At 73.6% G+C, this 20,663-nt stretch carries 19 protein-coding genes; 13 read left to right on the forward strand and 6 right to left on the reverse strand.

Annotation, left to right across the window (positions count from 1 at the left end; genetic code table 11):
- Nucleotides 1–5 precede the first annotated feature (5 nt).
- The 7 genes from OOJ91_RS05430 to OOJ91_RS05460 all read left to right on the forward strand — a co-directional run bounded on the left by OOJ91_RS05430 (nucleotide 6) and on the right by OOJ91_RS05460 (nucleotide 6,701).
- Complete coding sequence (locus OOJ91_RS05430; RefSeq protein WP_266243164.1) at nucleotides 6–1,382, forward strand: GH1 family beta-glucosidase; 1,377 nt, start codon at nucleotides 6–8, stop codon at nucleotides 1,380–1,382.
- 167 nt (nucleotides 1,383–1,549) lie between these two features.
- Entirely contained in the window at nucleotides 1,550–2,047 is a 498-nt protein-coding gene (locus OOJ91_RS05435; protein ID WP_266245272.1) for a 2Fe-2S iron-sulfur cluster-binding protein, read from the forward strand.
- The gene (locus tag OOJ91_RS05440; RefSeq protein WP_266243166.1) at nucleotides 2,044–3,036 is read left to right on the forward strand and encodes an FAD binding domain-containing protein; all 993 of its coding nucleotides are present in this window, start codon (nucleotides 2,044–2,046) and stop codon (nucleotides 3,034–3,036) included. Before OOJ91_RS05435 ends, OOJ91_RS05440 begins: the two co-directional genes overlap by 4 nt.
- A complete protein-coding gene (locus OOJ91_RS05445) occupies nucleotides 3,033–5,123 on the forward strand; it encodes a xanthine dehydrogenase family protein molybdopterin-binding subunit (RefSeq protein WP_266243168.1) in 2,091 nt (696 codons plus the stop codon). The genes OOJ91_RS05440 and OOJ91_RS05445 overlap by 4 nt, the downstream gene beginning before the upstream one ends.
- 28 nt (nucleotides 5,124–5,151) lie before the next feature.
- Entirely contained in the window at nucleotides 5,152–5,517 is a 366-nt protein-coding gene (locus tag OOJ91_RS05450) for an ArsR/SmtB family transcription factor (protein WP_007460905.1), read from the forward strand.
- Nucleotides 5,517–6,158, forward strand: coding sequence for an SRPBCC family protein (locus OOJ91_RS05455; RefSeq protein ID WP_266243170.1), 642 nt, complete (start codon nucleotides 5,517–5,519; stop codon nucleotides 6,156–6,158). Before OOJ91_RS05450 ends, OOJ91_RS05455 begins: the two co-directional genes overlap by 1 nt.
- A gap of 39 nt (nucleotides 6,159–6,197) precedes the next feature.
- A complete protein-coding gene (locus OOJ91_RS05460) occupies nucleotides 6,198–6,701 on the forward strand; it encodes an NUDIX domain-containing protein (RefSeq protein WP_266243172.1) in 504 nt (167 codons plus the stop codon).
- 23 nt (nucleotides 6,702–6,724) lie between these two features.
- Here OOJ91_RS05460 and OOJ91_RS05465 read toward each other — a convergent pair whose 3' ends face one another.
- From OOJ91_RS05465 to OOJ91_RS05475, 3 genes are all read right to left on the reverse strand, one after another.
- The gene (locus tag OOJ91_RS05465; RefSeq protein ID WP_266245273.1) at nucleotides 6,725–8,671 is read right to left on the reverse strand and encodes an ABC transporter ATP-binding protein; all 1,947 of its coding nucleotides are present in this window, start codon (nucleotides 8,669–8,671) and stop codon (nucleotides 6,725–6,727) included.
- Between the two features lie 106 nt (nucleotides 8,672–8,777).
- Nucleotides 8,778–10,217 (reverse strand): ATP-binding protein, encoded by a 1,440-nt coding sequence (locus tag OOJ91_RS05470; protein WP_266243174.1) that lies wholly within the window; start codon nucleotides 10,215–10,217, stop codon nucleotides 8,778–8,780.
- A complete protein-coding gene (locus tag OOJ91_RS05475; RefSeq protein WP_266243176.1) occupies nucleotides 10,214–11,872 on the reverse strand; it encodes an FAD-dependent oxidoreductase in 1,659 nt (552 codons plus the stop codon). The genes OOJ91_RS05470 and OOJ91_RS05475 overlap by 4 nt, the downstream gene beginning before the upstream one ends.
- Before the next feature lie 149 nt (nucleotides 11,873–12,021).
- Here OOJ91_RS05475 and OOJ91_RS05480 point away from each other — a divergent pair, with 149 nt between their 5' ends.
- From OOJ91_RS05480 to OOJ91_RS05505, 6 genes are all read left to right on the forward strand, one after another.
- Complete coding sequence (locus OOJ91_RS05480) at nucleotides 12,022–14,274, forward strand: hypothetical protein (protein ID WP_266243178.1); 2,253 nt, start codon at nucleotides 12,022–12,024, stop codon at nucleotides 14,272–14,274.
- A 25-nt stretch (nucleotides 14,275–14,299) separates the two neighbouring features.
- Nucleotides 14,300–14,791: an SsrA-binding protein SmpB gene (gene smpB, locus OOJ91_RS05485; RefSeq protein ID WP_266243180.1), complete on the forward strand. Its 492-nt coding sequence runs from the start codon at nucleotides 14,300–14,302 to the stop codon at nucleotides 14,789–14,791.
- 91 nt (nucleotides 14,792–14,882) lie between these two features.
- Nucleotides 14,883–15,305, forward strand: coding sequence for a TOBE domain-containing protein (locus tag OOJ91_RS05490; protein WP_266243182.1), 423 nt, complete (start codon nucleotides 14,883–14,885; stop codon nucleotides 15,303–15,305).
- Complete coding sequence (modA, locus tag OOJ91_RS05495) at nucleotides 15,302–16,084, forward strand: molybdate ABC transporter substrate-binding protein (protein WP_266243185.1); 783 nt, start codon at nucleotides 15,302–15,304, stop codon at nucleotides 16,082–16,084. Before OOJ91_RS05490 ends, modA begins: the two co-directional genes overlap by 4 nt.
- Nucleotides 16,081–16,896: an ABC transporter permease gene (locus OOJ91_RS05500; RefSeq protein WP_266243186.1), complete on the forward strand. Its 816-nt coding sequence runs from the start codon at nucleotides 16,081–16,083 to the stop codon at nucleotides 16,894–16,896. The genes modA and OOJ91_RS05500 overlap by 4 nt, the downstream gene beginning before the upstream one ends.
- A gap of 50 nt (nucleotides 16,897–16,946) precedes the next feature.
- Nucleotides 16,947–18,029, forward strand: coding sequence for an ABC transporter ATP-binding protein (locus tag OOJ91_RS05505; protein ID WP_266245275.1), 1,083 nt, complete (start codon nucleotides 16,947–16,949; stop codon nucleotides 18,027–18,029).
- A gap of 107 nt (nucleotides 18,030–18,136) precedes the next feature.
- Here the strand turns inward: OOJ91_RS05505 and OOJ91_RS05510 are convergent, their stop codons facing one another.
- From OOJ91_RS05510 to OOJ91_RS05520, 3 genes are all read right to left on the reverse strand, one after another.
- Nucleotides 18,137–18,550: a type II toxin-antitoxin system Phd/YefM family antitoxin gene (locus tag OOJ91_RS05510; protein ID WP_266243187.1), complete on the reverse strand. Its 414-nt coding sequence runs from the start codon at nucleotides 18,548–18,550 to the stop codon at nucleotides 18,137–18,139.
- 60 nt (nucleotides 18,551–18,610) lie between these two features.
- On the reverse strand, nucleotides 18,611–19,165 hold the full coding sequence (locus tag OOJ91_RS05515) for a GNAT family N-acetyltransferase (protein ID WP_266243189.1): 555 nt from the start codon (nucleotides 19,163–19,165) through the stop codon (nucleotides 18,611–18,613).
- A gap of 67 nt (nucleotides 19,166–19,232) precedes the next feature.
- Complete coding sequence (locus OOJ91_RS05520) at nucleotides 19,233–20,498, reverse strand: hypothetical protein (RefSeq protein WP_266243191.1); 1,266 nt, start codon at nucleotides 20,496–20,498, stop codon at nucleotides 19,233–19,235.
- Nucleotides 20,499–20,663 lie beyond the last annotated feature (165 nt).

Consider the following 20,663-nt stretch of genomic DNA (forward strand, 5'->3'; position numbering starts at 1 on the left):
GACCCGTGCCCGACCTGTCCAAGCTGCCACCCGACTTCCTCTGGGGCGTCGCCACGGCGGCGTACCAGATCGAGGGGGCCGTCGACGTCGACGGCCGGGCGCCGTCCATCTGGGACACCTTCTCGGCGACCCCCGGCAAGGTCGACAACGGCGACACCGGCGCGGTGGCCTGCGACCACTACCACAGGTGGCCGGAGGACCTCGCGCTGCTGCGTCGGCTCGGCGTGGACGCGTACCGATTCTCGGTGGCCTGGCCCCGGGTGATGCCCGACGGCGTCGGCCGGGTCAACCCGGCCGGGCTGGACTTCTACGACAAGCTCGTCGACACGCTCCTCGCCGACGGGGTCCGACCGTTCGTCACGCTCTACCACTGGGATCTGCCGCAGGTGCTCCAGGACTCCGGCGGCTGGCCGGAGCGGGCCACGGCCGAGGCGTTCGCCGAGTACGCGGCGGTGGTCGCCGCCCGCCTCGGCGACCGGGTGGCCGACTGGAACACGGTGAACGAGCCGCTCTGCGTGTGCTGGATCGGTCACCTGGACGGGAACATGGCCCCCGGCGAGCGGGATCTGACCCGCGCCGTGCACGCCTCGCACCACGCGCTGCTCGGGCACGGCCTGGCCACCCAGGCGATCCGGGCCAACGCCGCCCGGGAGGCGTCGGTCGGTCTGGTGCTCAACCTCAGCCCGATCGAGCCGGCGACCGACCGACCCGAGGACGTCGCTGCGGCCCGGCGGGCCGACGGGCACGTCAACCGGTGGTGGCTGGACCCGATCCACGGGCGCGGCTACCCGGCCGACATGATCGCCACGTACGGCGTCGAGCCGCCGGTGCGCGGTGACGACCTGACGGTGATCGCCACGCCCACCGACTTCCTCGGGGTGAACTACTACTTCCGCCAACTGGTCGTCGACGACCCGACCGGCCCGGCGCCGTACGCGAAGCAGGTGCCGGTGCCCGGCTCGGTGGAGACCGCCATGGGCTGGGAGATGTACCCGGCGGGGCTGGAGCGGCTGCTCGTCGACGTGCACGAGGAGTACCGGCCGGGCCGGATCATCGTCACCGAGAGCGGCTCGGCGTGGCCGGACGAGGTCACCGCCGAGGGCACGGTCGAGGACAAGGAGCGCACCGACCACCTGGAGCAGCACCTGGCGGCGTGCGCGGCGGCGGTGGCCCGGGGCGTGCCGCTGGACGGCTACTTCGTGTGGTCGCTGCTGGACAACTTCGAGTGGGCGTACGGCTACGACAAGCGCTTCGGGCTGGTGCACGTCGACTACGCGACCCAGCGGCGGACCGTGAAGGCGAGCGGCCTGCGCTACGCGGAGCTGATCCGCGCCCACCAACGCCTCGCCCGAACCACCGACGCGACAGCGCCGGTGGCCTGAGACGGGGGCCGGCGGGGATCCCCGGGCGCCACATCCGGTGGCGCCCGGGGCACGTCCGGCCGGCTCTATGCGTAATTCGCCCGCTTATGTGCCACTGCCGCTAGTCTGGGCCGGTGCGGGGCGGACCGGAGAACGAGACGACGACCGACGAGCGTCACTCGTCCCGGGTGGCGTTCGAGGTCAACGGTGACCGGCGGGAGCTGACACTCGACAACCGCACGACCCTGCTCGACGCGCTGCGCGAGCACCTGGGCCTGACCGGGGCGAAGAAGGGCTGCGACCACGGCCAGTGCGGCTCCTGCACGGTGCTGCTGGACGGCCGCCGGGCGAAGAGCTGCCTCGTCCTCACGGCCACGGTGGACGGCCTGTCGGTGCTGACAGTCGAAGGGCTCGCCGGCCCCGACGACCTGTCCCCGATGCAGGCTGCGTTCGTCGCCCACGACGCGTTCCAGTGCGGCTACTGCACCCCCGGGCAGCTCTGCTCCGCCCGGGGCATGCTCGACGAGGTCGCCCAGGGCTGGCCCAGCGCGGTCACCGACGACCTCGACTCGCCGCCCGAGCTGACCGACGCCGAGATCCGCGAACGGATGGCCGGGAACCTCTGCCGCTGCGCCGCGTACCCGCACATCGTCGCGGCCATCCGCGAGACGGCGACCACGCCGTGAGGCCGTTCCGCTACCACCGCCCGGCCGACGTGGCCGACGCCGTCGCCGTGCTCGGCGGCGAGCCGCACGCGGCGTACCTGGGTGGCGGGACCAACCTGGTGGACCTCATGAAGCTCGGCGTGCAGCGGCCCGAGCTGCTGGTGGACGTCACCCGGCTGCCCCTGGACGCGGTCCAGGAGCTGCCCGACGGCGGGCTGCGGATCGGCGCGACAGTGCGCAACAGCGACCTCGCCGCCCACCCCGCGGTCCGCCGCGACTACCCGGTGCTGGCCCGCGCCCTGCTCGCCGCCGCGTCCGGCCAGCTGCGCAACCTGGCCACCACCGGCGGCAACCTGTTGCAGCGCACCCGCTGCGTCTACTTCCAGGACACCGGCAAGGCGTGCAACAAGCGCGACCCGGGCAGCGGCTGCGCCGCCCTGCACGGGCAGAACCGCGACCTGGCCGTGCTGGACTGGTCCGAGCAGTGCGTCGCCACCCACCCGTCGGACCTGGCGGTCGCCCTCGCCGCGCTGGACGCCGTGGTGGAGGTGCACGACGCCGACGGCGCCCGGGACGTCCCGCTCGCCACGCTGTACCGCTCCCCCGGCACGCATCCGGAGCGGGAGACCACACTGGCGCGTGGCACGTTGATCACCGCCGTACGGCTGCCGGCGCTGCCGGCCGCGCGCCGCTCGGCGTACCTCAAGGTGCGCGACAGGGCCTCGTTCGCCTTCGCGGCCGGCTCGGTGGCCGCGGTCCTCGACCTCGACGGCGACGTGGTCCGCGACGTCCGCCTGGCGTACGGGGCGGTGGCGCACCGACCGTGGCGGGCGTACCGGGCCGAGGAGGAGTTGCGAGGTCGACAGTTCAGCCCGGAGCTGGCGGCGCGGGCCGCGGACGCCGAGCTGGCCGAGGCGCGACCGCTGCGGCACAACGGCTTCAAGCTGCCGCTGACCCGGGCCATCACGGTGCGGGTGCTCAGCGGGCTGGCCGAGCGGGCGACGACGTGAGCGGCGGCGCGGTCGGCCGGGCGTACCCCCGGCTGGAGGGTCGGGAAAAGGTCACCGGCACGGCCCGGTACGCGGTGGAGTACCCGACCGACGGCGTCACCTACGGCTGGGTGGTGCCGGCGGCAGTGGTCCGAGGTCGGATCACACGCGTCGACACGGACGAGGCGCTCGCGTCGCCAGGCGTGCTGGCGGTGCTGCACCACGGCAACGCGCCCCGGATCGCGCCCGGCCCGCAGCCGGAGCTGTGGCTGTTGCAGGAGCCCGCGGTGCACTACCGGGGGCAGTTCGTGGCGGTGGTGGTGGCCACCAGCCTGGAGGCGGCCCGCGAGGGCGCCCGACTGGTACGGATCGACTACGACACCGGCCCGCACAGCACCGTGCTCACCGATGACCACCCAGGTCTGTACAAACCGGAGCACGTCAACCCCAGCTACCCGACGGACACCGTCGAGGGCGACTTCGACGCCGGGTACGCGGCGGCGCCGGTGCGGGTGGACGCCACGTACCGGACACCGGCGTACCACAACAACCCGATGGAGCCGCACGCGACGACGGCACGGTGGCAGGACGGGCGGCTGCTGGTGCACGACTCCACCCAGGGCGCCGCGCCGGTGCAGGCGACGCTCGCCGAGCTGTTCGAGCTGCCTCGGGAGTCGATCCGGGTCATCGCCGAGCACGTCGGCGGCGGCTTCGGCAGCAAGGGGTACGCCAAGGCGGCGGTCGTGCTCGCCGCGCTCGCCGCGCGGCACGTGGACCGCCCGGTCAAGCTGGCGCTGACGCGTCAGCAACTGTTCGGGCCGATCGGCTACCGCACCCCCACCATCCAACGGGTCCGCCTCGCCGCCGACGCCGACGGGCGGCTCACCGCCGTCTGCCACGACGCGATCAGCCAGACGTCGACGATCCGGGAGTTCGCCGAGCAGACAGCCGTCTACACCCGCAGCATGTACGCGGCGCCGCACCGGCGCACCACCCACCGACTGGTACGCCTCGACGTGCCCACGCCGTTCTGGATGCGCGCTCCCGGCGAGTGCCCCGGCGCGTACGCCCTGGAGTCGGCGATGGACGAGCTGGCGATCGCGGCCGGCGTCGACCCGGTGGACCTGCGGATCCGCAACGACGCGGCGGTCGACCCCGATCAGGGGCAACGGTTCACCAGCCGCAACCTGGTGGCCTGCCTGCGCGAGGGGGCGCAGCGGTTCGGCTGGACCGGCCGGGATCCGACCCCCCGGGCCCGGCGCGACGGACGGTGGCTGATCGGCACCGGGGTGGCCGGGTCGAGCTACCCGGCCCGGGCGCGACCGTCCTCGGCGGCGGTGACCGCCCGGCCCGACGGCACTTTCCTGGCCCGGATCGACGCCACCGACATCGGCACCGGCGCCCGGACGGCCCTCTGGCAGGTGGCCGCCGACGCGCTCGGGGTGCCGCCCGAGCGGGTCGAGATCCGCATCGGCGACACCGACCTGCCGGTGGCTCCGCTGGCCGGTGGCTCGATGGGCACGGCGAGCTGGAGTTGGGCGGTGGTGCGGGCCTGCGAGGCACTGCGGGGCAAGCTGCGCGAGGGCGCACCGCCGGGTACCGAGGTCAGCGCCGAGGCGGACACCACCGACGAGGTGGGCGGGCAGCCCCAGCGGCCCCGGTACGCGTACGGGGCGCAGTTCGTCGAGGTGCGGGTGGACGCGGACACCGGGGAGGTCCGGGTGAACCGGATGCTCGGCGTGTTCGCCGCCGGCCGGGTGGTGAACCCGACGACGGCGCGCAGTCAGCTGATCGGCGGCATGACGATGGGGCTGTCGATGGCGCTGCACGAGGAGGGCCTGCTCGACGAGCGCTACGGCGACTGGGTGAACCACGACCTGGCCACGTACCACATCACCGGCTGCGCGGACGTCGAGTCCATCGAGGCGTACTGGCTGGACGAGCGGGACGACGAGCTGAACCCGGCCGGCGTGAAGGGCCTCGGCGAGATCGGCATCGTCGGCGCCGCGGCGGCGGTCGCCAACGCGGTGCACCACGCCACCGGCGTACGCGTGCGGGACCTGCCGATCCGCCTCGACAAGCTGGTCGGGGTTTCAGGCTTGGCTTAATTAAGCCAGCGGTGATATAACTGTCGCCGTGCACGCCTTCGACGTGCTGGGCGATCCGGTCCGGCGCCGCATCCTGGAGCTGCTCGCCGACGGCGAGCAGACCGCGGGCGCGGTCAGCGCGGTCATCCGCGACGAGTTCGGCATCTCCCAGCCCGCCGTGTCACAGCACCTCAAAGTGTTGCGCGACAACGGATTCGCCACCGTGCGGCCGGAGGGCGCCCGCCGCCTGTACGCGGTCGACCCGCGCCCGCTGCGCGAGGTCGACGGCTGGTTGGAGCACTTCCGCCGGTTCTGGGCGCCACCCCTGGCGGCACTCGCCACCGAGCTGGCCCGGGGCCGACGCGAGCGTCGGCTGCGCGGGCCCGCCGACCCACCCGACGAGAGGAACACCTGATGTTCGACGCGACCGAGCAGATCAACGCCGTCCGGCGGCAGGTCGGCAGCCGCACCCTGGAGGCCGGCGAGGCGCGGGTGACCACGATCAGCCAGACCTACCAGGCGACGGCCGAGGATCTGTGGGACGCCTGCACCAACGCCGAGCGCATCCCGCGCTGGTTCCTGCCGATCAGCGGCGACCTGCGGTTGGGCGGCACGTACCAGCTCCAGGGCAACGCCGGCGGCACCGTCGAGAGCTGCGAGCCGCCGCACCGCTTCACCGCCACCTGGGAGATGGGCGGCGAGGTGAGCTGGATCGAGGTGCGGGTCACGCCTGTCGGCGACGAGCAGGCCCGCCTCGACCTGGACCACATCGCGCACGTGGACCAGGACCGGTGGGCGCAGTTCGGGCCGGGCGCCGTCGGCGTCGGCTGGGACCTGGGCCTGCTCGGCCTCTCCACGTACCTCTCCGGCGACGGCAGCGGTGTCCGGCCGGAGGACAGCGCCGAGTGGGTCGCCTCCGCCGAGGGCCGACGCGCCATGGAGTTGAGCAGCCAGCTCTGGTGCGAGGCGAGCATCGCCGCCGGCACCGACGCCGACGAGGCCAAGGCCGCCGCCGAGCGCACCACCGCCTTCTACACGGGGGCCCCGCAAGCCTGAGCAGCCCCGACGACGGCGGTCCGGGTAACGTGCTGCGCCATGACCGGTACGCCGTACTCGCACTGCTCCTACTGCGGCGCCGCCTACCCGACGGCGGCCGGGTGGCCGCGGGTCTGCGCGGTCTGCGGCGAGACCGTCTGGCGAAACCCGCTGCCCGTCGCGGTGGCGGTGCTCCCGGTCCGCACCGCCGAGGGCCTGGGCGTCGTGGTGGTCCGGCGGGACATCGAACCGGCCCGCGGGCAGCTCGCGCTTCCCGGCGGCTTCATCGAGTACGGCGAGGAGTGGTCCGACGCGCTCGTGCGTGAGCTGCGGGAGGAGACCGGGCTTGTCGCGGCGGCCGAGGATGCCCGGCTCCTCGCCGTGCGCGGCGCCCCCGCGGGCGGCACCATGATGGTGTTCGGGGTGCTGCCCGAGCGGGCCGTCGATGACCTGCCGCCGTCGGCGCCCACCGAAGAGGCGACCGAGTGGCTGGTGCTCACCGACCCGGTCGAGCTGGCGTTCTCCACCCACACCAAGGTCCTGGCCGACTTCCTCGACGGCTGACGCAGGGCCCGCGTGGGGCGGGGTCAGTGGCTCGCGGCGTCGGTGGCGCCGGCCCGGTAGCCGCTGGCCTGCAACTCGAACAGCTCGCGGTAGAGGCCGCCGGCCGCCATCAACTCGTCGTGGTTGCCCTCCTGGACGAGGCGACCCCGGTCCATGACGAAGATCCGGTCCGCGTGCCGGACGTTTGCCAGCCGGTGGGTGATCAGGACGACCGCCCGGTCGGGTCGACGGCGCAGGTGCTGGAACAGGGCGTGTTCGGCGCGGGCGTCCAGAGCGGCCGACGGCTCGTCGCAGATCAGCAGCGCGGCGTCGCGGTAGAGGCCGCGGGCCGCGACCAGCCGCTGCCACTGCCCGCCGGACAGCTCATGACCGTTCTTGAACTCCCGGTCGAGCAGGGTGTCGTAGCCGTGCGGCAGACCGACGATCATGTCGTGGGCGGCGGCCGCGGCGGCGGCCTCCTGCACGTCGGGGCCGGGGTGGTCGGGCGTACGGTCGTGCCGGCCCACGCGGATGTTCTGCCCGGCGGTGAACGGGAACTTCCAGTACTCCTGCGTCATCACGGCCACCTGCGCGCCGAGCGTGCGCGGATCCAGCTCGGCGGCGTCGACGTCGTCCCAGCGGATCGTCCCACCGGTGGGCTGGTAGAGCCCGGCGATCAGCTTGGCCAGGGTGGTCTTGCCGGAGCCGTTCTCGCCGACAAGCGCGATCACCTCACCGCGCCGGATCGTCAGGCTGACCCGGTCCACCGCCGGCGCGCCGGTGTCGGGGTAGCGCAGGCTCACCTCGTCGACGTCGATCGTCTCGACGCCGTCGACCGTGCGGTCGCCGCCGACGGGCACCCGGCCCTGCGCGCGGGTCAGGAAATCCCGATAGTCCTGGTAGTAGAGGGCGTCCTCGTACAGCGAGTTGGTGGCGACGACCGCGACGCCCAGGCTGGTCCGGGCGGACTGCAGGGCGAGCAGGGCGGTGGCCGCGGCGGCGAGGGCGACCATGCCGGCCAGGAGCAGCCCGCCGAGCACGGCGTACACCCCGAAGGTGGCCAGGCCCGCCACTGTCGCGCCGGCCACGCGGGTGCCGGTCTGCGAACGGACCAGCCGCAGTTGGGCGCGGGTCTCGACGGCCATCACGCCCCGGTACTCGGCGAGCAGGAAGTCGCGCATCTGGTAGGCGCGCACCTCGGCGGCGGTGTGCCTGTTGGCCATCAGGTGGGCGAGCATCCACATCCGTCGCCGGCGGGTGATCCGCGCCAGCATGGCCAGGTACTCCCGGCGGGCCATCCGCACCGCCGTGATCGCCTGGGGCACTGCGGCGAGCAGCAGGCACGGCAGCAGCAGCGGCTGGATGACTGTCACCGCCACGGCGGTGGCGAGCATCCCGACCACGCCGGTGACCAGGTTGACCGTGTGGTCGACGATCCACGCCGCCTCGCCCATCCCCCGGTCGCGCACCCGGTCCATCTCCTCGGCGAACCCGGCGTCGTCGAACGCGGCCAGGTCCACGGCGGTGGTGGCCTCGAACAACCGCAGCTCCACCTGGTAGTTGATCTGCGGGGTGAGCCGCGCCTGGGCCCAACCGGCCGCGATCGTCAGACCGCCGCGCGCCGAGACCGCGGCCGCGGCCACGACAAGCGCCGGCAGGGCGGAGCGCACCCGGTCCGGGGTGGGCCCGGCGGCGAAGAGCTCCCGCAGCACGGTGGTCGTGGCGAGCAGGCCGAAGGTGGTCATCACCCCGGCGGCGACGTTCAGGCCGATGGAGGCGACGGCGTCCATGCGGTTGGTGGCCCAGGCCAGCGCCACCGCCTCCCGCACGAGCCGGGGCAGCCGTCGGGCCACGGCCCAGAAGCTGGTGTGCGCGAACGTCGTCGCATGGTGCATCCAGGCGGCGTCCTCCAGCTCCGGCAGCATGGAGGTGTCCTCGGGTGGGCCGATCGGCTGGTCGTCGTCGTGGGGCGCGGTACGCGGGCGGGCCATCGAGTCCACGGACGCTCCTCGGGGGGCGGGAAGCACGAACGCCGCCCGAGACTACTGCCCGCGACTAGCCGATGTCGCTAGGTAGTCGGCGCGTCGTACGGGTGTTTCACACAGTGGGCGTCACCTCCTCGGTGATCGGCAGCAGCACCCGGAACGTGGTGTTCCCGGGCTCGGTCTCCACCCGGATGTCGCCGTGGTGCTTGTTGACCACGATCCGGTACGAGATGTCCAGCCCCAGACCCGTGCCCGCCCCGACCGGCTTGGTGGTGAAGAACGGCTCGAAGATGCGCGGGCGCACCTCGGGCGGGATACCGGGACCGGTGTCGGTGATCTCCACCGACAGCAGGTCGCCGACCTGTCCGGTGCGGACGGTCAACACGCCCTTTTCCCCCATCGCGCCGAGCGCGTTGTCGATCAGGTTCGTCCACACCTGGTTCAGCTCGGCCGCGTACGCCGGGATCGACGGGAGCGAGCGGTCGTACTCGCGGACGAGCTTGACCTCGGCGGGGATCTTGCCCTTGAACATGACAAGCGTGGCGTCGAGCAGATCGTGCACGTCCACCACCAGGTGCGGGGCGCGGTCCAACTGGGAGTACTGCTTGGCCGCGCCGACGAGGCCGGAGATCCGGGTGACCGAGTCGCCGATCTCGCGCATCAGCAGCTCGGTGTCGACGGTGTACGAGAGCCACCGCACCGCGGCCTCCAGGTCCGCCGGGCCGACGGCCGCCTTCACCTGCCCGAGCCAGGCCGCGTCGAGACCCCCGCCGACCAGGATCGGCGCCAGGTCCCAGGCGCCGCCCACCCCGTGCTCCTCCAACCAGTCGGTGAGGATGTCCTCGGCGTCGGCGGTGGCCATCGGGGTCAGCTTCGGCGCGGTGGCCACCCGGGCCACCGCCTCCTCCTGCAACGCGACAAGCCCCTGCAACGCCCGGCCGTCGAGCCGACCGTCGGCGACCATCGCGAGCTTGTGCCGCATGCCCGCGACCCGGTCGCGCAGCACCGAGGTGGCCCGCACCGCCGCCGCGGCCGGGTTGTTCAACTCGTGGGTCAGCCCCGCCGAGAGCGAGCCGAGCGCCAGCAGCCGCTCCCGTTCGCCGACGATGGTCTGGCTGTTCCGCAGGCCGAGGAACAGCCCCTCCAACAGGTGCATGGGCATCGGGAACCAGGACCGCAGGGCGTACGCGAAGTCCTCCGCCGGCAGCACGAAGAAGTCCGAGTCGACAAGCGCCCGCATGCTGTTGCGGTAGATCTGGTCGACCTGGTCACCCAGGTACGCCTGGACCGCCCCGCCGTACACCCCGCGCTGGTCGGTGCGGCTGACCTCGATGTCGTCGCCGCGCACCTGCCGGCTCAGCGCGACAGCGCCGCGCAGCAGCACGAAGAAGCAGGTGCCGGGCTCACCCTCGGCGTACACCAGGGTGCCGCCCGCACGTTGCTCGACGCGCCCGCGTTCCGCCAGCCAGGCGCGCTGGGAGTCGTCGAGCGCCTCGAACAGGAACAGGTCACGCAGCTGCGCGGGCGTCAACCGCTCCGACGGGGTGGTCATTGGGCCTCCAGGTAGCGGTGCACGAGCGAGACGGCCATCGCGCCCTCGCCGACGGCCGAGGCGACCCGCTTGACCGACTCGGCCCGGACGTCCCCGGCGGCGAACACCCCGGGCACGCTCGTCTCCAGGTGGTACGGGTCGCGCGACAGCGACCACCCGGCCGGACGCCGACCACCGCTCAACAGGTCCGGGCCGGTGACGATGAAGCCGCGCCCGTCGCGGACGAGCACCCCGTCCAGCCAGTCCGTGCGGGGCTCGGCGCCGATGAAGATGAACAGCCAGGACGTGTCGACCCAGCGGGCCTGCCCGGTGCGGGTGTCGCAGAGGGTGAGCTGTTGCAGGTGGTCCTGCCCGGTGGCGCCGACCACGGCCGTGTGCGGGTGCACGGTGATCGCGTCGATCCGTTCCAGCTGGTCGATCAGGTAGCGCGACATCGACGCCGTGAGGTCCGCGCCGCGGATCAGCAGGTGAACGCGGGCCGCGTACCGGGAGAAGTGCACGGCGGCCTGGCCGGCCGAATTGGCCCCGCCCACGATGTAGACGTCCTGGTCGGCGCAACTGGGCGCCTCGGTGGCGGCGGCGCCGTAGAACACCCCCCGGCCGGTGAAGTCGGCCAACCCCGGTGCGTCGAGCACCCGGTAGGAGACCCCGGTGGCCAGCACCACTGTGTGCGCGGCGATCTCGCTGCCGTCGCCGAACCGCAGCAGCCGGGCCCCACCGGCCTCGCTCAGGCCGACCACCTCCCGGGCGCTGAGCAGCTCGGCGCCGAACTTGACCGCCTGCCGTCGGGCCCGGTCGGTCAACTGCGCGCCGGAGACACCGTCGGGAAAGCCCAGGTAGTTCTCGATCCGGCTGCTCTGCCCGGCCTGCCCGCCCGTCGCCCGCCGCTCCACGAGGACTGTGCGCAGTCCCTCCGACGCGCCGTACACGGCCGAGCCCAGGCCCGCCGGACCACCGCCGATCACCACGAGGTCGTAGAAGTCGGACGCCGGCACCACTGTCAACCCGGCCAGCGCCGCCAGCTCCGTCTCGTTGGGGGCCACCAGGGCCTTGCCCTCGGCGGTCACCACCAGGGGTACGTCCGCCTCGGTGGCCCCGGCCGCGTCGAGCAGACGGGCGCCCTCCGGGTCGTCGGACAACAACCAGCGGTACGGCACGAGGTTGCGGGCCAGGAAGTCACGGACCTTGAACGACGGCGCCGACCAGCGGTGCCCGACGACCCGGATCTCGATGCTCGTCGCGTCCGGGGTGACCGACCACGCCTCCAGCAGGCCGTCGACCACCGGATACAGCTTCTCCTCCGGCGGGTGCCAGGGTTTGAGCAGGTAGTGGTCCAGGTCGACCACGTTTATCGCCTCGATCGCCGCGTCGGTGTCGGCGTACGCGGTGAGCAGCACCCGGCGGGCGGCGGGGAAGATGTCCATGGCGGCCTCGAGGAACTCGACGCCTGTCATCTCCGGCATCCGGTGGTCGGCAAGCAGCAGCGCGACCTGCTCGCCGCGCAGCTTGACCTCCCGCAGCGCGTCCAGCGCCTCCGGCCCCGAGGCGGCGCGCAGCACCCGGTAACGGTCGCCGTAGCGGCGCCGGATGTCCCGGGCCACCGCCCGGGACACCGCGGGATCGTCGTCGACGGTCAGGATCACCGGGTTTGCCATGGCGCCAATAGAACCACCCTGCGGGGCTCGGCCGCACCACCACGTGGTCGCCGCCGCATGGTTGACCCGGCCCGGGACGGGTAAGCCGCACCGCCGCGCGGGCGGCCAGCACCGCCGACCGGCCGGTGGTCGCACACCTCGGGGGGCCCATGGCGGACGCGTCGCCGACCGAACCCACGATGTCGGGTCGGGTCGTGGAGCTGCGGGTGCACGGCGTCTCCGGGGCGAGCGCCGACCAGGTGCTCAACCGGCCGTACGTGCACCAGGTCGCCGGGGACCGCAGCGGAGGGTTCTACCGCCCGCGTCCGGGTTACCCGGACTCGACAGGCACGGACGGGATCACGCTGGAGGCGTACCGCTGGAGCGATCTGCCGTCCGGCACGGCCGTGCGGACGCTGTCGCTGGTGTTCCTGTTGCCGTTCATGCTCTGCAACGTGGCGCTCTGGATGCGCCCGGCGAGCCTCTCGGGGAAGCACGTCATCGTCGCGCTGTGCCGGGTCCTCGCGCTCACCCTCACGATGCTCTACGTGCTCTCCATCGTCGGGATGGCGGTGGACCTCATCGCCTGGCGCTGCATGGGCAGCCCGACCTGCACGGCCGGACGGAGCTGGCTCTCCTGGCTCGCCGGTCGTCCGCCGGGGATACGGCTGGGTGTGTCGGCCCTGGTGCCCGTCGCCGCAATCGGGATCGTGTGGTGGCTCGGCGCGCGGCCGAGCCACTCGTTCGACGCCTTCCGCACCGGGGTGACTCAGGAAACCTCCGTCCAGCACCTGAGCGCTGTCGGTCAGTGGGACGGCACCCCGATGGTGGGGCGGCTGCGCTCGGTGCACGTAGCGGCCGCGTTCGCCACGCTTGACGGCAGCCTGCTGGCCGCCTGGGACAGCCAGAACGAGTCGGCGGTGCGGGCGGCGCTGGCGGTGGCCACCGGGGCCGTGCTGCTCACCTGCGTGGTGATGCTGACGAAGGTACGGGGCATGGACCAGCCCACCCCGGTGCCCCGGCTGGAGGCGGTCACGCGGGGGCTCCGCACGATCGCCTGCGGCCTGACGATCCTGGTGATCGCGTACACCCTGACCAGCCCCGAGCCGTGGCCGCGAAGCAGGATGCTGCCCGGATACAGCGCCACCGTGGCCTGGTTGTTCGTCAGCCAGACCGTGCTGCTGGTGATCCTCGCGGCGGTGGTGATCTGGGGCCGCGGCCGCGGGCGACGCGCCGACGGGCAGCGGCTCCCGCGGCTGCGCGCGTTGGGCGCTCCGGTCTTCGTCACCATCGGCGCCGGGCTCGCGGTGGCGTTCTCCGCCGAGTTGGTGTACCGGGTGGCCGACGTGTTGGACCGCGACGGCGGGAACAGCGCGCAGCAGGCGTTCGGGCCGCCGCTGGCGTACAAGTGGGCGATTTTCGGGTTTTTCCTGGCGGTGCTGGCCGCGCTGCTGGTGGGCGCGCTTGTCACCGTGGCCACCCGCCGCAGCCGGTGGCGGGCCGCGCGGGCGATCGTGGCCGCCGACTTCCCGCACGCGCCGCCGGAGGCGGCGGGGCGGCTGCGCCGGGTCGAGCAGGCGGTCGCCCGGGCCCGGTTCACCGAACGGCTGGAACCCCTCACCGTGGTCTACGCCGGGTCCGCCGCGCTCGGACTGGCCACCAGCCTGCTCGGCCTGCTCCAGCTCTATCCCGGGGACGTGTTCCAGAGGTACGTCGGCGTGCCCGAGAGCCTCGTCAACTTTCTCATCGGAGCGGGCAGCTACGCGATCGCCGCGATCCTGGTCGGGCTCGTGATCGGCGGCATCTTCGCGTACCGGACGGCCGGCTTCCGGCGGTACGTGGGCGTCCTGTGGGATCTGGGCACCTTCTGGCCCCGGGGGGCGCATCCCTTCGCCCCGCCCTGCTACGCCGAACGGGCCGTTCCGGAGCTGACCAAGCGGATCACCTACCTCGTGGACCAGGGCGCGGGAGTGCTGCTGGCGGGGCACAGCCACGGCTCGGTGCTGCTCGCGGCCACGCTGCTGCAACTGCCGGCCCGGGTCACCGACCGGGTGGCCCTGCTCACCTACGGGTCGCCGCTGAGCCGGCTGTACGCACGACTGTTCCCCGCGTACGTCGACGAGTCGTCGTTGCGGGAGATCGGCGAGCGGGTCGGCTGGCGCTGGGTGAACCTGTGGCGCGACACCGACCCGATCGGTGGGTGGATGTTCGCCGGACGCCGGCCCGGGGACACCGAAACGCCGACCGGGCCGGAGGCGGCGGTGGATCGCCGGTTGACGGACCCGCAGGGCGTGCTGCCGCCGCCGAGCGACAGCGTGCCGCCGCCGATCCTGGGCCACTGGCCGTGCGAGGCGCAGGACGAGTTCGCGCAGGCGGTGCGGGACCTCACCGCGCGGCTGCGCGCCGAGCGTCGGAGGCCCTGAGCCGGCGGCCGGATATCGTCGTCGGGTGAGCCCGTCCAAACCGCCAGAGCGTCGACTGATCGCCTCGAACAAGAAGGCCCGGCACGAGTACACCGTGCTGCGCACGTACGAGGCGGGCATCGTGCTTGTCGGCACCGAGGTGAAGTCGCTGCGCGAGGGACGGGCGTCGCTTGTCGACGCGTTCGCGCACGAGCGCGACGGCGAGATCGTGCTGTACGGGCTGCACATCGCCGAGTACAGCTACGGCACGTGGACCAACCACGCGCCGCGCCGCAACCGCAAGCTGCTGCTGCACCGCTCCGAGATCGGCCGGATCCTGGAGAAGGTGCGCGAGGGCGGCGTGACGCTCGTGCCGTTGTCGATGTACTTCGACAACGGCTGGGCCAAGGTCGAGCTGGCCCTGGCCAAGGGCAAGCGCGCGTACGACAAGCGGCAGACCCTCGCCGAGCGCGACGCCAACCGCGAGATCGCCCGGGAGCTGGGCCGGCACCTCAAGGGCCACCCTCGCCGCCCCTGACCGCATCTGCGGCTGCTTGACCGCCAGCGCGACGCAGAAGCTAGACGTTGCACCCTTCCCTGCTCGCAGATGCGAGGGCTAGGGTGACCCGGTGACGATGTTTCGCATCGGCGAGGCCGCCGACCTGCTCGGCGTCAGCGCCGACACGATCCGCCGCTGGGTGGACGCCGGGCGACTGCCCGCCGGGCGCGACGAGCACGGCCACCGCGTCATCGACGGCGTCGACCTGGCCGCGTTCGCCCGCGCGCAGGCCGCCGACCCGGACGCGGGCGCGGAGTTCTCCTCCGCCCGCAACCGGCTGCGCGGCATCGTCGTCGACGTCCGTAAGGACACGGTGATGGCCCAGGTCGACATCCAGGCCGGCCCGTTCCGGGTGGTGTCGCTGATGAGCCGCGAGGCGGTGGACGACCTCGACCTGCGGGTCGGGTCGATGGCCGTCGCGGTGATCAAGTCGACGACGGTGGTGGTGGAGCGGGCCGCACCCACCTCCACCCGCACGAGGGTCGGCGCATGAGCCGCCGGAGCGCGCTGGCGAGCCTGACGGCAATCGCGGTGCTGGCAGTGGCCGGCTGCGGCGGGGGCGACGACCCGGCGACCGGCGGCGACGACGACCAGGTCACCGGCACGGTGACCGTGTTCGCCGCCGCCTCACTCACCGAGTCGTTCACCCGGATCGCCGACGACTTCGAGGCCGCCCACCCGGGCACCACAGTCACCCTCAACCTCGCCGGCAGCTCCGCCCTTGCCAACCAGATCAACCAGGGCGCACCGGCGGACGTCTTCGCCTCGGCCGCGCCGAAGAACATGGCTACGGTGACCGAGGCCGGCAACGCCGAGGGCACGGCGGAGGTCTTCGCCCGCAACCAACTGGTGATCGCGGTGCCCAGCGGCAATCCGGGGGGCGTGACCGGGCTGGCGGATCTGGCCCGTCCGGGGGTGAAGGTGGCGCTCTGCGCCGACCAGGTGCCCTGCGGCGCGGCGGCACGTACCGCCCTGACCGCGGCCGGCGTCGCGTTGACACCTGTCACCTTGGAGCAGGACGTCAAGGGCGCGCTCGCCAAGGTGAAGCTCGGCGAGGTCGACGCGGCCCTCGTCTACCGCACGGACGCCCGCGCGGCGAGCGCCGACGTGACAGGCGTCGAGTTTCCCGAGTCGGCACGGGCGATAAACGACTACCCGATCGTCGCGCTGAAGGACGCGCCGAATCCGGCCGGCGCGCGGGCCTTCGTCGCGTACGTCCGCTCGGCGCCGGCACAGGCGGTCCTCGCCGGGGCCGGTTTCCAGTCGCCGTGAGCAATGCCCTTCCCGGCGTCGCACCGCGCCGACGGGGGCGGGTGCCCGCGGCGTTGCTGATCCCAGCCGGGCTGGGCCTGCTCTTCCTCGTCCTGCCGCTGGCCGGGCTGGTGGTCCGGGCACCGTGGACGACGCTGCCGCAGCGGCTCACCGCGCCGGGGGCGCTGACCGCGCTGCGGCTGTCGGTGCAGACCGCGACCCTGGCCACCCTGTTCTGCCTGCTGCTCGGCGTGCCGCTGGCCTGGCTGCTGGCCCGGGTCGAGTTCCCCGGCCGCCGGCTGGTCCGCGCCCTGGTCACCGTGCCGCTGGTGCTGCCACCGGTGGTCGGCGGCGTGGCGCTGCTGCTGGTCTTCGGCCGGCGCGGGCTGCTCGGCGGTTGGCTCGACGCCACGTTCGGCGTCACCCTGCCGTTCACGACCGCGGGCGTGGTGCTGGCCGAGGCGTTCGTCGCCATGCCGTTCCTCGTCATCGCCGTGGAGGGTGCGCTGCGTGCCGCCGACAACCGCTATGAGGAGGCCGCCGCGACGCTCGGCGCCGGGCGGTGGACCACCTTCACCCACGTCACCCTGCCCCTGGTGACACCGGGACTGGCCGCCGGGGCGGTGCTGTGCTGGGCGCGGGCGCTCGGCGAGTTCGGCGCCACCATCACCTTCGCCGGCAACTATCCCGGGCGTACGCAGACGATGCCGCTGGCCGTCTACCTGGCTCTGGAGACCGACCTGGAGTCCGCGATCGTGCTCAGCCTGGTGCTGCTGATCGTCTCGGTGGGCATCCTGGCCGCGCTGCGGGACCGCTGGATGGCCAGCCCGTGACCGGCGAGACCGGACCCGCGCCGCTGGACGACGAGGCCGGACCCGCGCCGCTGGACGACGAGGCCGGACCCGCGCCGCTGCTCGACGCCCGGCTCGTCGTCGATCGGGGCGCCTTCCGACTTGACGTGCCCCTGCGGGTCGCGTCCGGCGAGGTCGTCGCGCTGCTCGGGCCGAACGGCGCCGGCAAGACCACCGCGTTACGCGCGCTGGCCGGGCTGCACCCGCTCACCGCCGGGCACGTCACCCTCGGCGGCGTCGACCTGGATCGGCCGGCGGGCCGGAGCTGGGTGCCCACCGAGCGCCGGCCGATCGGCGTGGTCTTCCAGGACTACCTGCTCTTCCCGCACCTCGACGCGCTGGACAACGTGGCCTTCGGGCCGCGCCGCCACGGCGTCGACAGGCGGGCGGCGCGGGCCACGGCCCGCGACTGGCTCGACCGGGTGGGCCTGGCCGGCCAGGCGCACCGCCGGCCCCGGCAGCTCTCCGGCGGGCAGGCGCAACGCGTGGCGCTGGCCCGCGCGCTTGCCGTCGGGCCGTCGCTGCTGCTGCTCGACGAGCCGCTCGCCGCCCTGGACGCCCGCACCCGACTGGACACCCGTGCGGAGCTGCACCGCCACCTGACCGCCCACCCGGGCGCCACGGTGCTCGTCACCCACGATCCGCTGGACGCGTTGGCGCTTGCCGACCGCCTGGTCATCGTCGAGGGTGGGCGGGTGGTGCAGGAGGGCGACGGCCCGAGCGTCACGGCCCGCCCGCGCACCGACTACGTGGCCCGCCTGGTCGGGCTGAACCTCTATCGGGGCCGGGCCGAGGGTCACGGGGTACGCGTCGCGCCGGAGTTGACCCTCAGCGTGGCCGACCGGCTCGACGGGGACGCGTTCGTCGCGTTCCGCCCGGCGGCGGTGGCCCTGCACCCGTCCCGGCCGGACGGCAGCCCTCGCAACACCTGGGCGGGCACGGTGGCCGGCGTGCAGCGCCACGGCGACAACGTGCGCGTGCAGGTGGACGGGCCGATCGGCGTGGCCGCCGACGTCACGCCGGCCGCCGCGGCGCACCTGCGGCTGATCCCCGGCCAGCGGGTCTGGGTGGCGGTCAAGGCGACCGAGACCCACGCCTACCCGGCCGCGACCTGACGCCTGCACGGCGCGAGCGCTCGGGGTCCGCCGCCTGCGCGGCTCGTGCCGAGACGGCGGCGAAGGCCGAGGCGAAGGCGGCTCGGGCGGCCGGCGACGAGCGGGGGTCAGTCGGTGAGCAGGTCGGCGTGCGCGGCGCGCAGCCGGGACAGGGCCGGGTCGCTGCCCGGAACGACGCGGCGGTCCAGCTCGGCCCACACCTCGGCGAGCGCCGCGCGGACCGCTGCCAGCTCGGCGGCGTGTCGCTGGCCGCTGCGCCGGTGCTGCTCCTCGAGGCGGCGGGCCCAACCGGCGGTGACCGCGGCGAGCCGGTCGGCGTCGGCGCGGGCCTGCGCGCCACTGCGGGCCGCGGCGGCGGGGACGATCGCGGCGACCGGGCGGGGATCGCCGTCGCGGGTGACGACTGTGACGGCGTCGGTCAGCTCGGCCAGCGCGACGAGCTGGCTGAACCGGGTGCGCGCCTCACGCAGCGGCACGGAACGCGGCGGGTCGGAATGCGGGGTGAGCGCGGGGACGGCCATGAATGCATGGTGCCGCCGGGGTACGACAGAAATCCGCAGTCGTCAGTGGACGGTGAGCGGCTACGGCGTGGGCTGGGCCAGCCACTCGTCGGCCAGCACCGACCAGACCTCCAGGTCGACGCGCCCGCGCGGGCTCGGGTAGAGCTGACGCAGGGTGCCGTCGTGGCGCAGGCCGAGCCGACGGGCCAGGGCGATGCTGCGGGTGTTCGCCGCGTTGGTGCGCCACTCGACGCGCTTGATGCCGCGCTCGCGGACCGCCCAGTCGACGATCCGGCGCACGGCGGGAGCGATCATGCCCCGGCCCTGCGCCGCCGGTTCCAGCCAGCAGCCGACCTCGCAGACGCCGAGCGTGACGTCGAACGAGACGAACATGACCCCGCCGACAAGGGTGCCGTGCCACCACAGCCCCCAGATGCCGCCCGCGTCGGTGGCCCAGCGGTCGGCGTAGCGCTGCAACACCGCGCGGGCCGACGGCAGGTCCGTGGCGACGAAGGACGGCGACACCCAGGGGCGGATGTGCTCGCGGGCCCGGTCCAGGTGGGCGAGGAACTCCTCGGCCCGCCACGGGTCCAGCGGGCGCAGCTCGACGTCCTCGGTCAGCGGCAGGGCGAACACCGGGCCTCCCCCGACGGTTGGGTCCCACGACGACGGGTAGCAGGCTCGCACAGGTCCGCCGGTCCCATCAAATGATCATGTGGGTCCAGTAGGTGAGCCAGAGCACGAACAGCGCCCCCTGCACGACGGCGAGGGCCGCCGTCAGCCACACGTCGACACCGGCGCGACGAGCCCAGCGGGCCAGCACCAGCGCCACCGGGAACGCGGCGAGCAGGTAGCGCAGCAGGCTCTTGTAGACCGCCGGGCCCATCGACAGCGGCACCGCCACCATGAGCACGCCGTAGACCAGGTACGGCAGTTCCCGGCGGCGGAACCCGGCGACAAGCACGGCCAGCACGATCAGCGCGAAGAGCACCCGTCCGGCGTCGCGCGGCTCCCCGGCCAGACCGTCCAGCAGCACCGGCACCGGGTTCTGCACCTTGATCCCCCACCCGACCTGTTGGGCGTGCTGGTAGGCGAACCAGTCCCCGCCCCGCCACCGGCAGAACGCCATGAAGGTGAGCCATCCGGCGGGCAGCAGCAGCAACGGCCAGCCGATCCGCAGGTAGCCGAGCAGGGCGCGTGGGCCGAGCTGCCAGTCGTGCTGGCGCAGCAGCACCAGAGCCAGCGGCAGCGCGACGAGCAGCCCGACCGACCGGCTCATCGCCAGGAAGTACCCGAGCACGCCGACAAGCAGCCACCGACGCCGCTCGGCGTAGAAGAACGCGGCCAGCGCGAGGCAGACGAACAGTGACTCGGTAAGCGCGGCCTGGAACAGGAAGGCAGTCGGCAGCAGCACCAGGTAGCGGGTGAAGCGGCGGGCCGCGTCGGCGTCGCCGAGCAGCAGCTCGGCCAGCCGGTAGCCGTACCCGAGGGCACCCAGGAACGCGACGTTGCTGATCAGCAGCAGGGCCAGCGCGTTGTCGCCGCCGAGCAGCGCGCCGACCGGCCGGGCCAGGAACGGGTAGAGCAGTGGGAAGCCGAAGTCCCCCCACGGCCGCCCGGTCAGCGGCAGCTCACTCAGCCGCAGGTAGAGCAGCGCGTCCCAGGCGAACCAGAAGGAGATCCACCGGTGGCCGGAGACCTCCCGCTGCTGCGCCCACATCAGCGCCTCGTCCGGCGGCGGCGCACCCGGGATGCCGTCCCAGGCGTGCAGGACCAGCAGGCCGAGCAGGGTCAGCAACAGCTTCGCGCCGAGAAAGAGCCCGATGAGGTACGGCCAGGGCGTCGGCACGCGGCGGGCCAGCCGCGCGCCGGCGTCGGCCGCCCCGGCGAGCCGGGCCGCCACCGCCACCACGGCGGGCCGGGCAGCCAGCATGGCCGCGTGCCGCCGGCCGCTTCGCCACCGGTGCATCCGCCCCGCTCCCCCGGTCCGCCGACCCACCCGCCGCGTGAGGGTGCCGCCCCTTTCGTTGTACGCCCCGACGCGCCCCTGCGAAGCGAAACGACCACGACCAGCGAGGTGACATCCCGGTCATAACGGGTACGCGCCGCGCCTCACCCATCGGCAGAAGGTACG

This window comes from Micromonospora lupini (assembly GCF_026342015.1).
Taxonomy (GTDB): Bacteria; Actinomycetota; Actinomycetes; order Mycobacteriales; family Micromonosporaceae; genus Micromonospora; species Micromonospora lupini_B.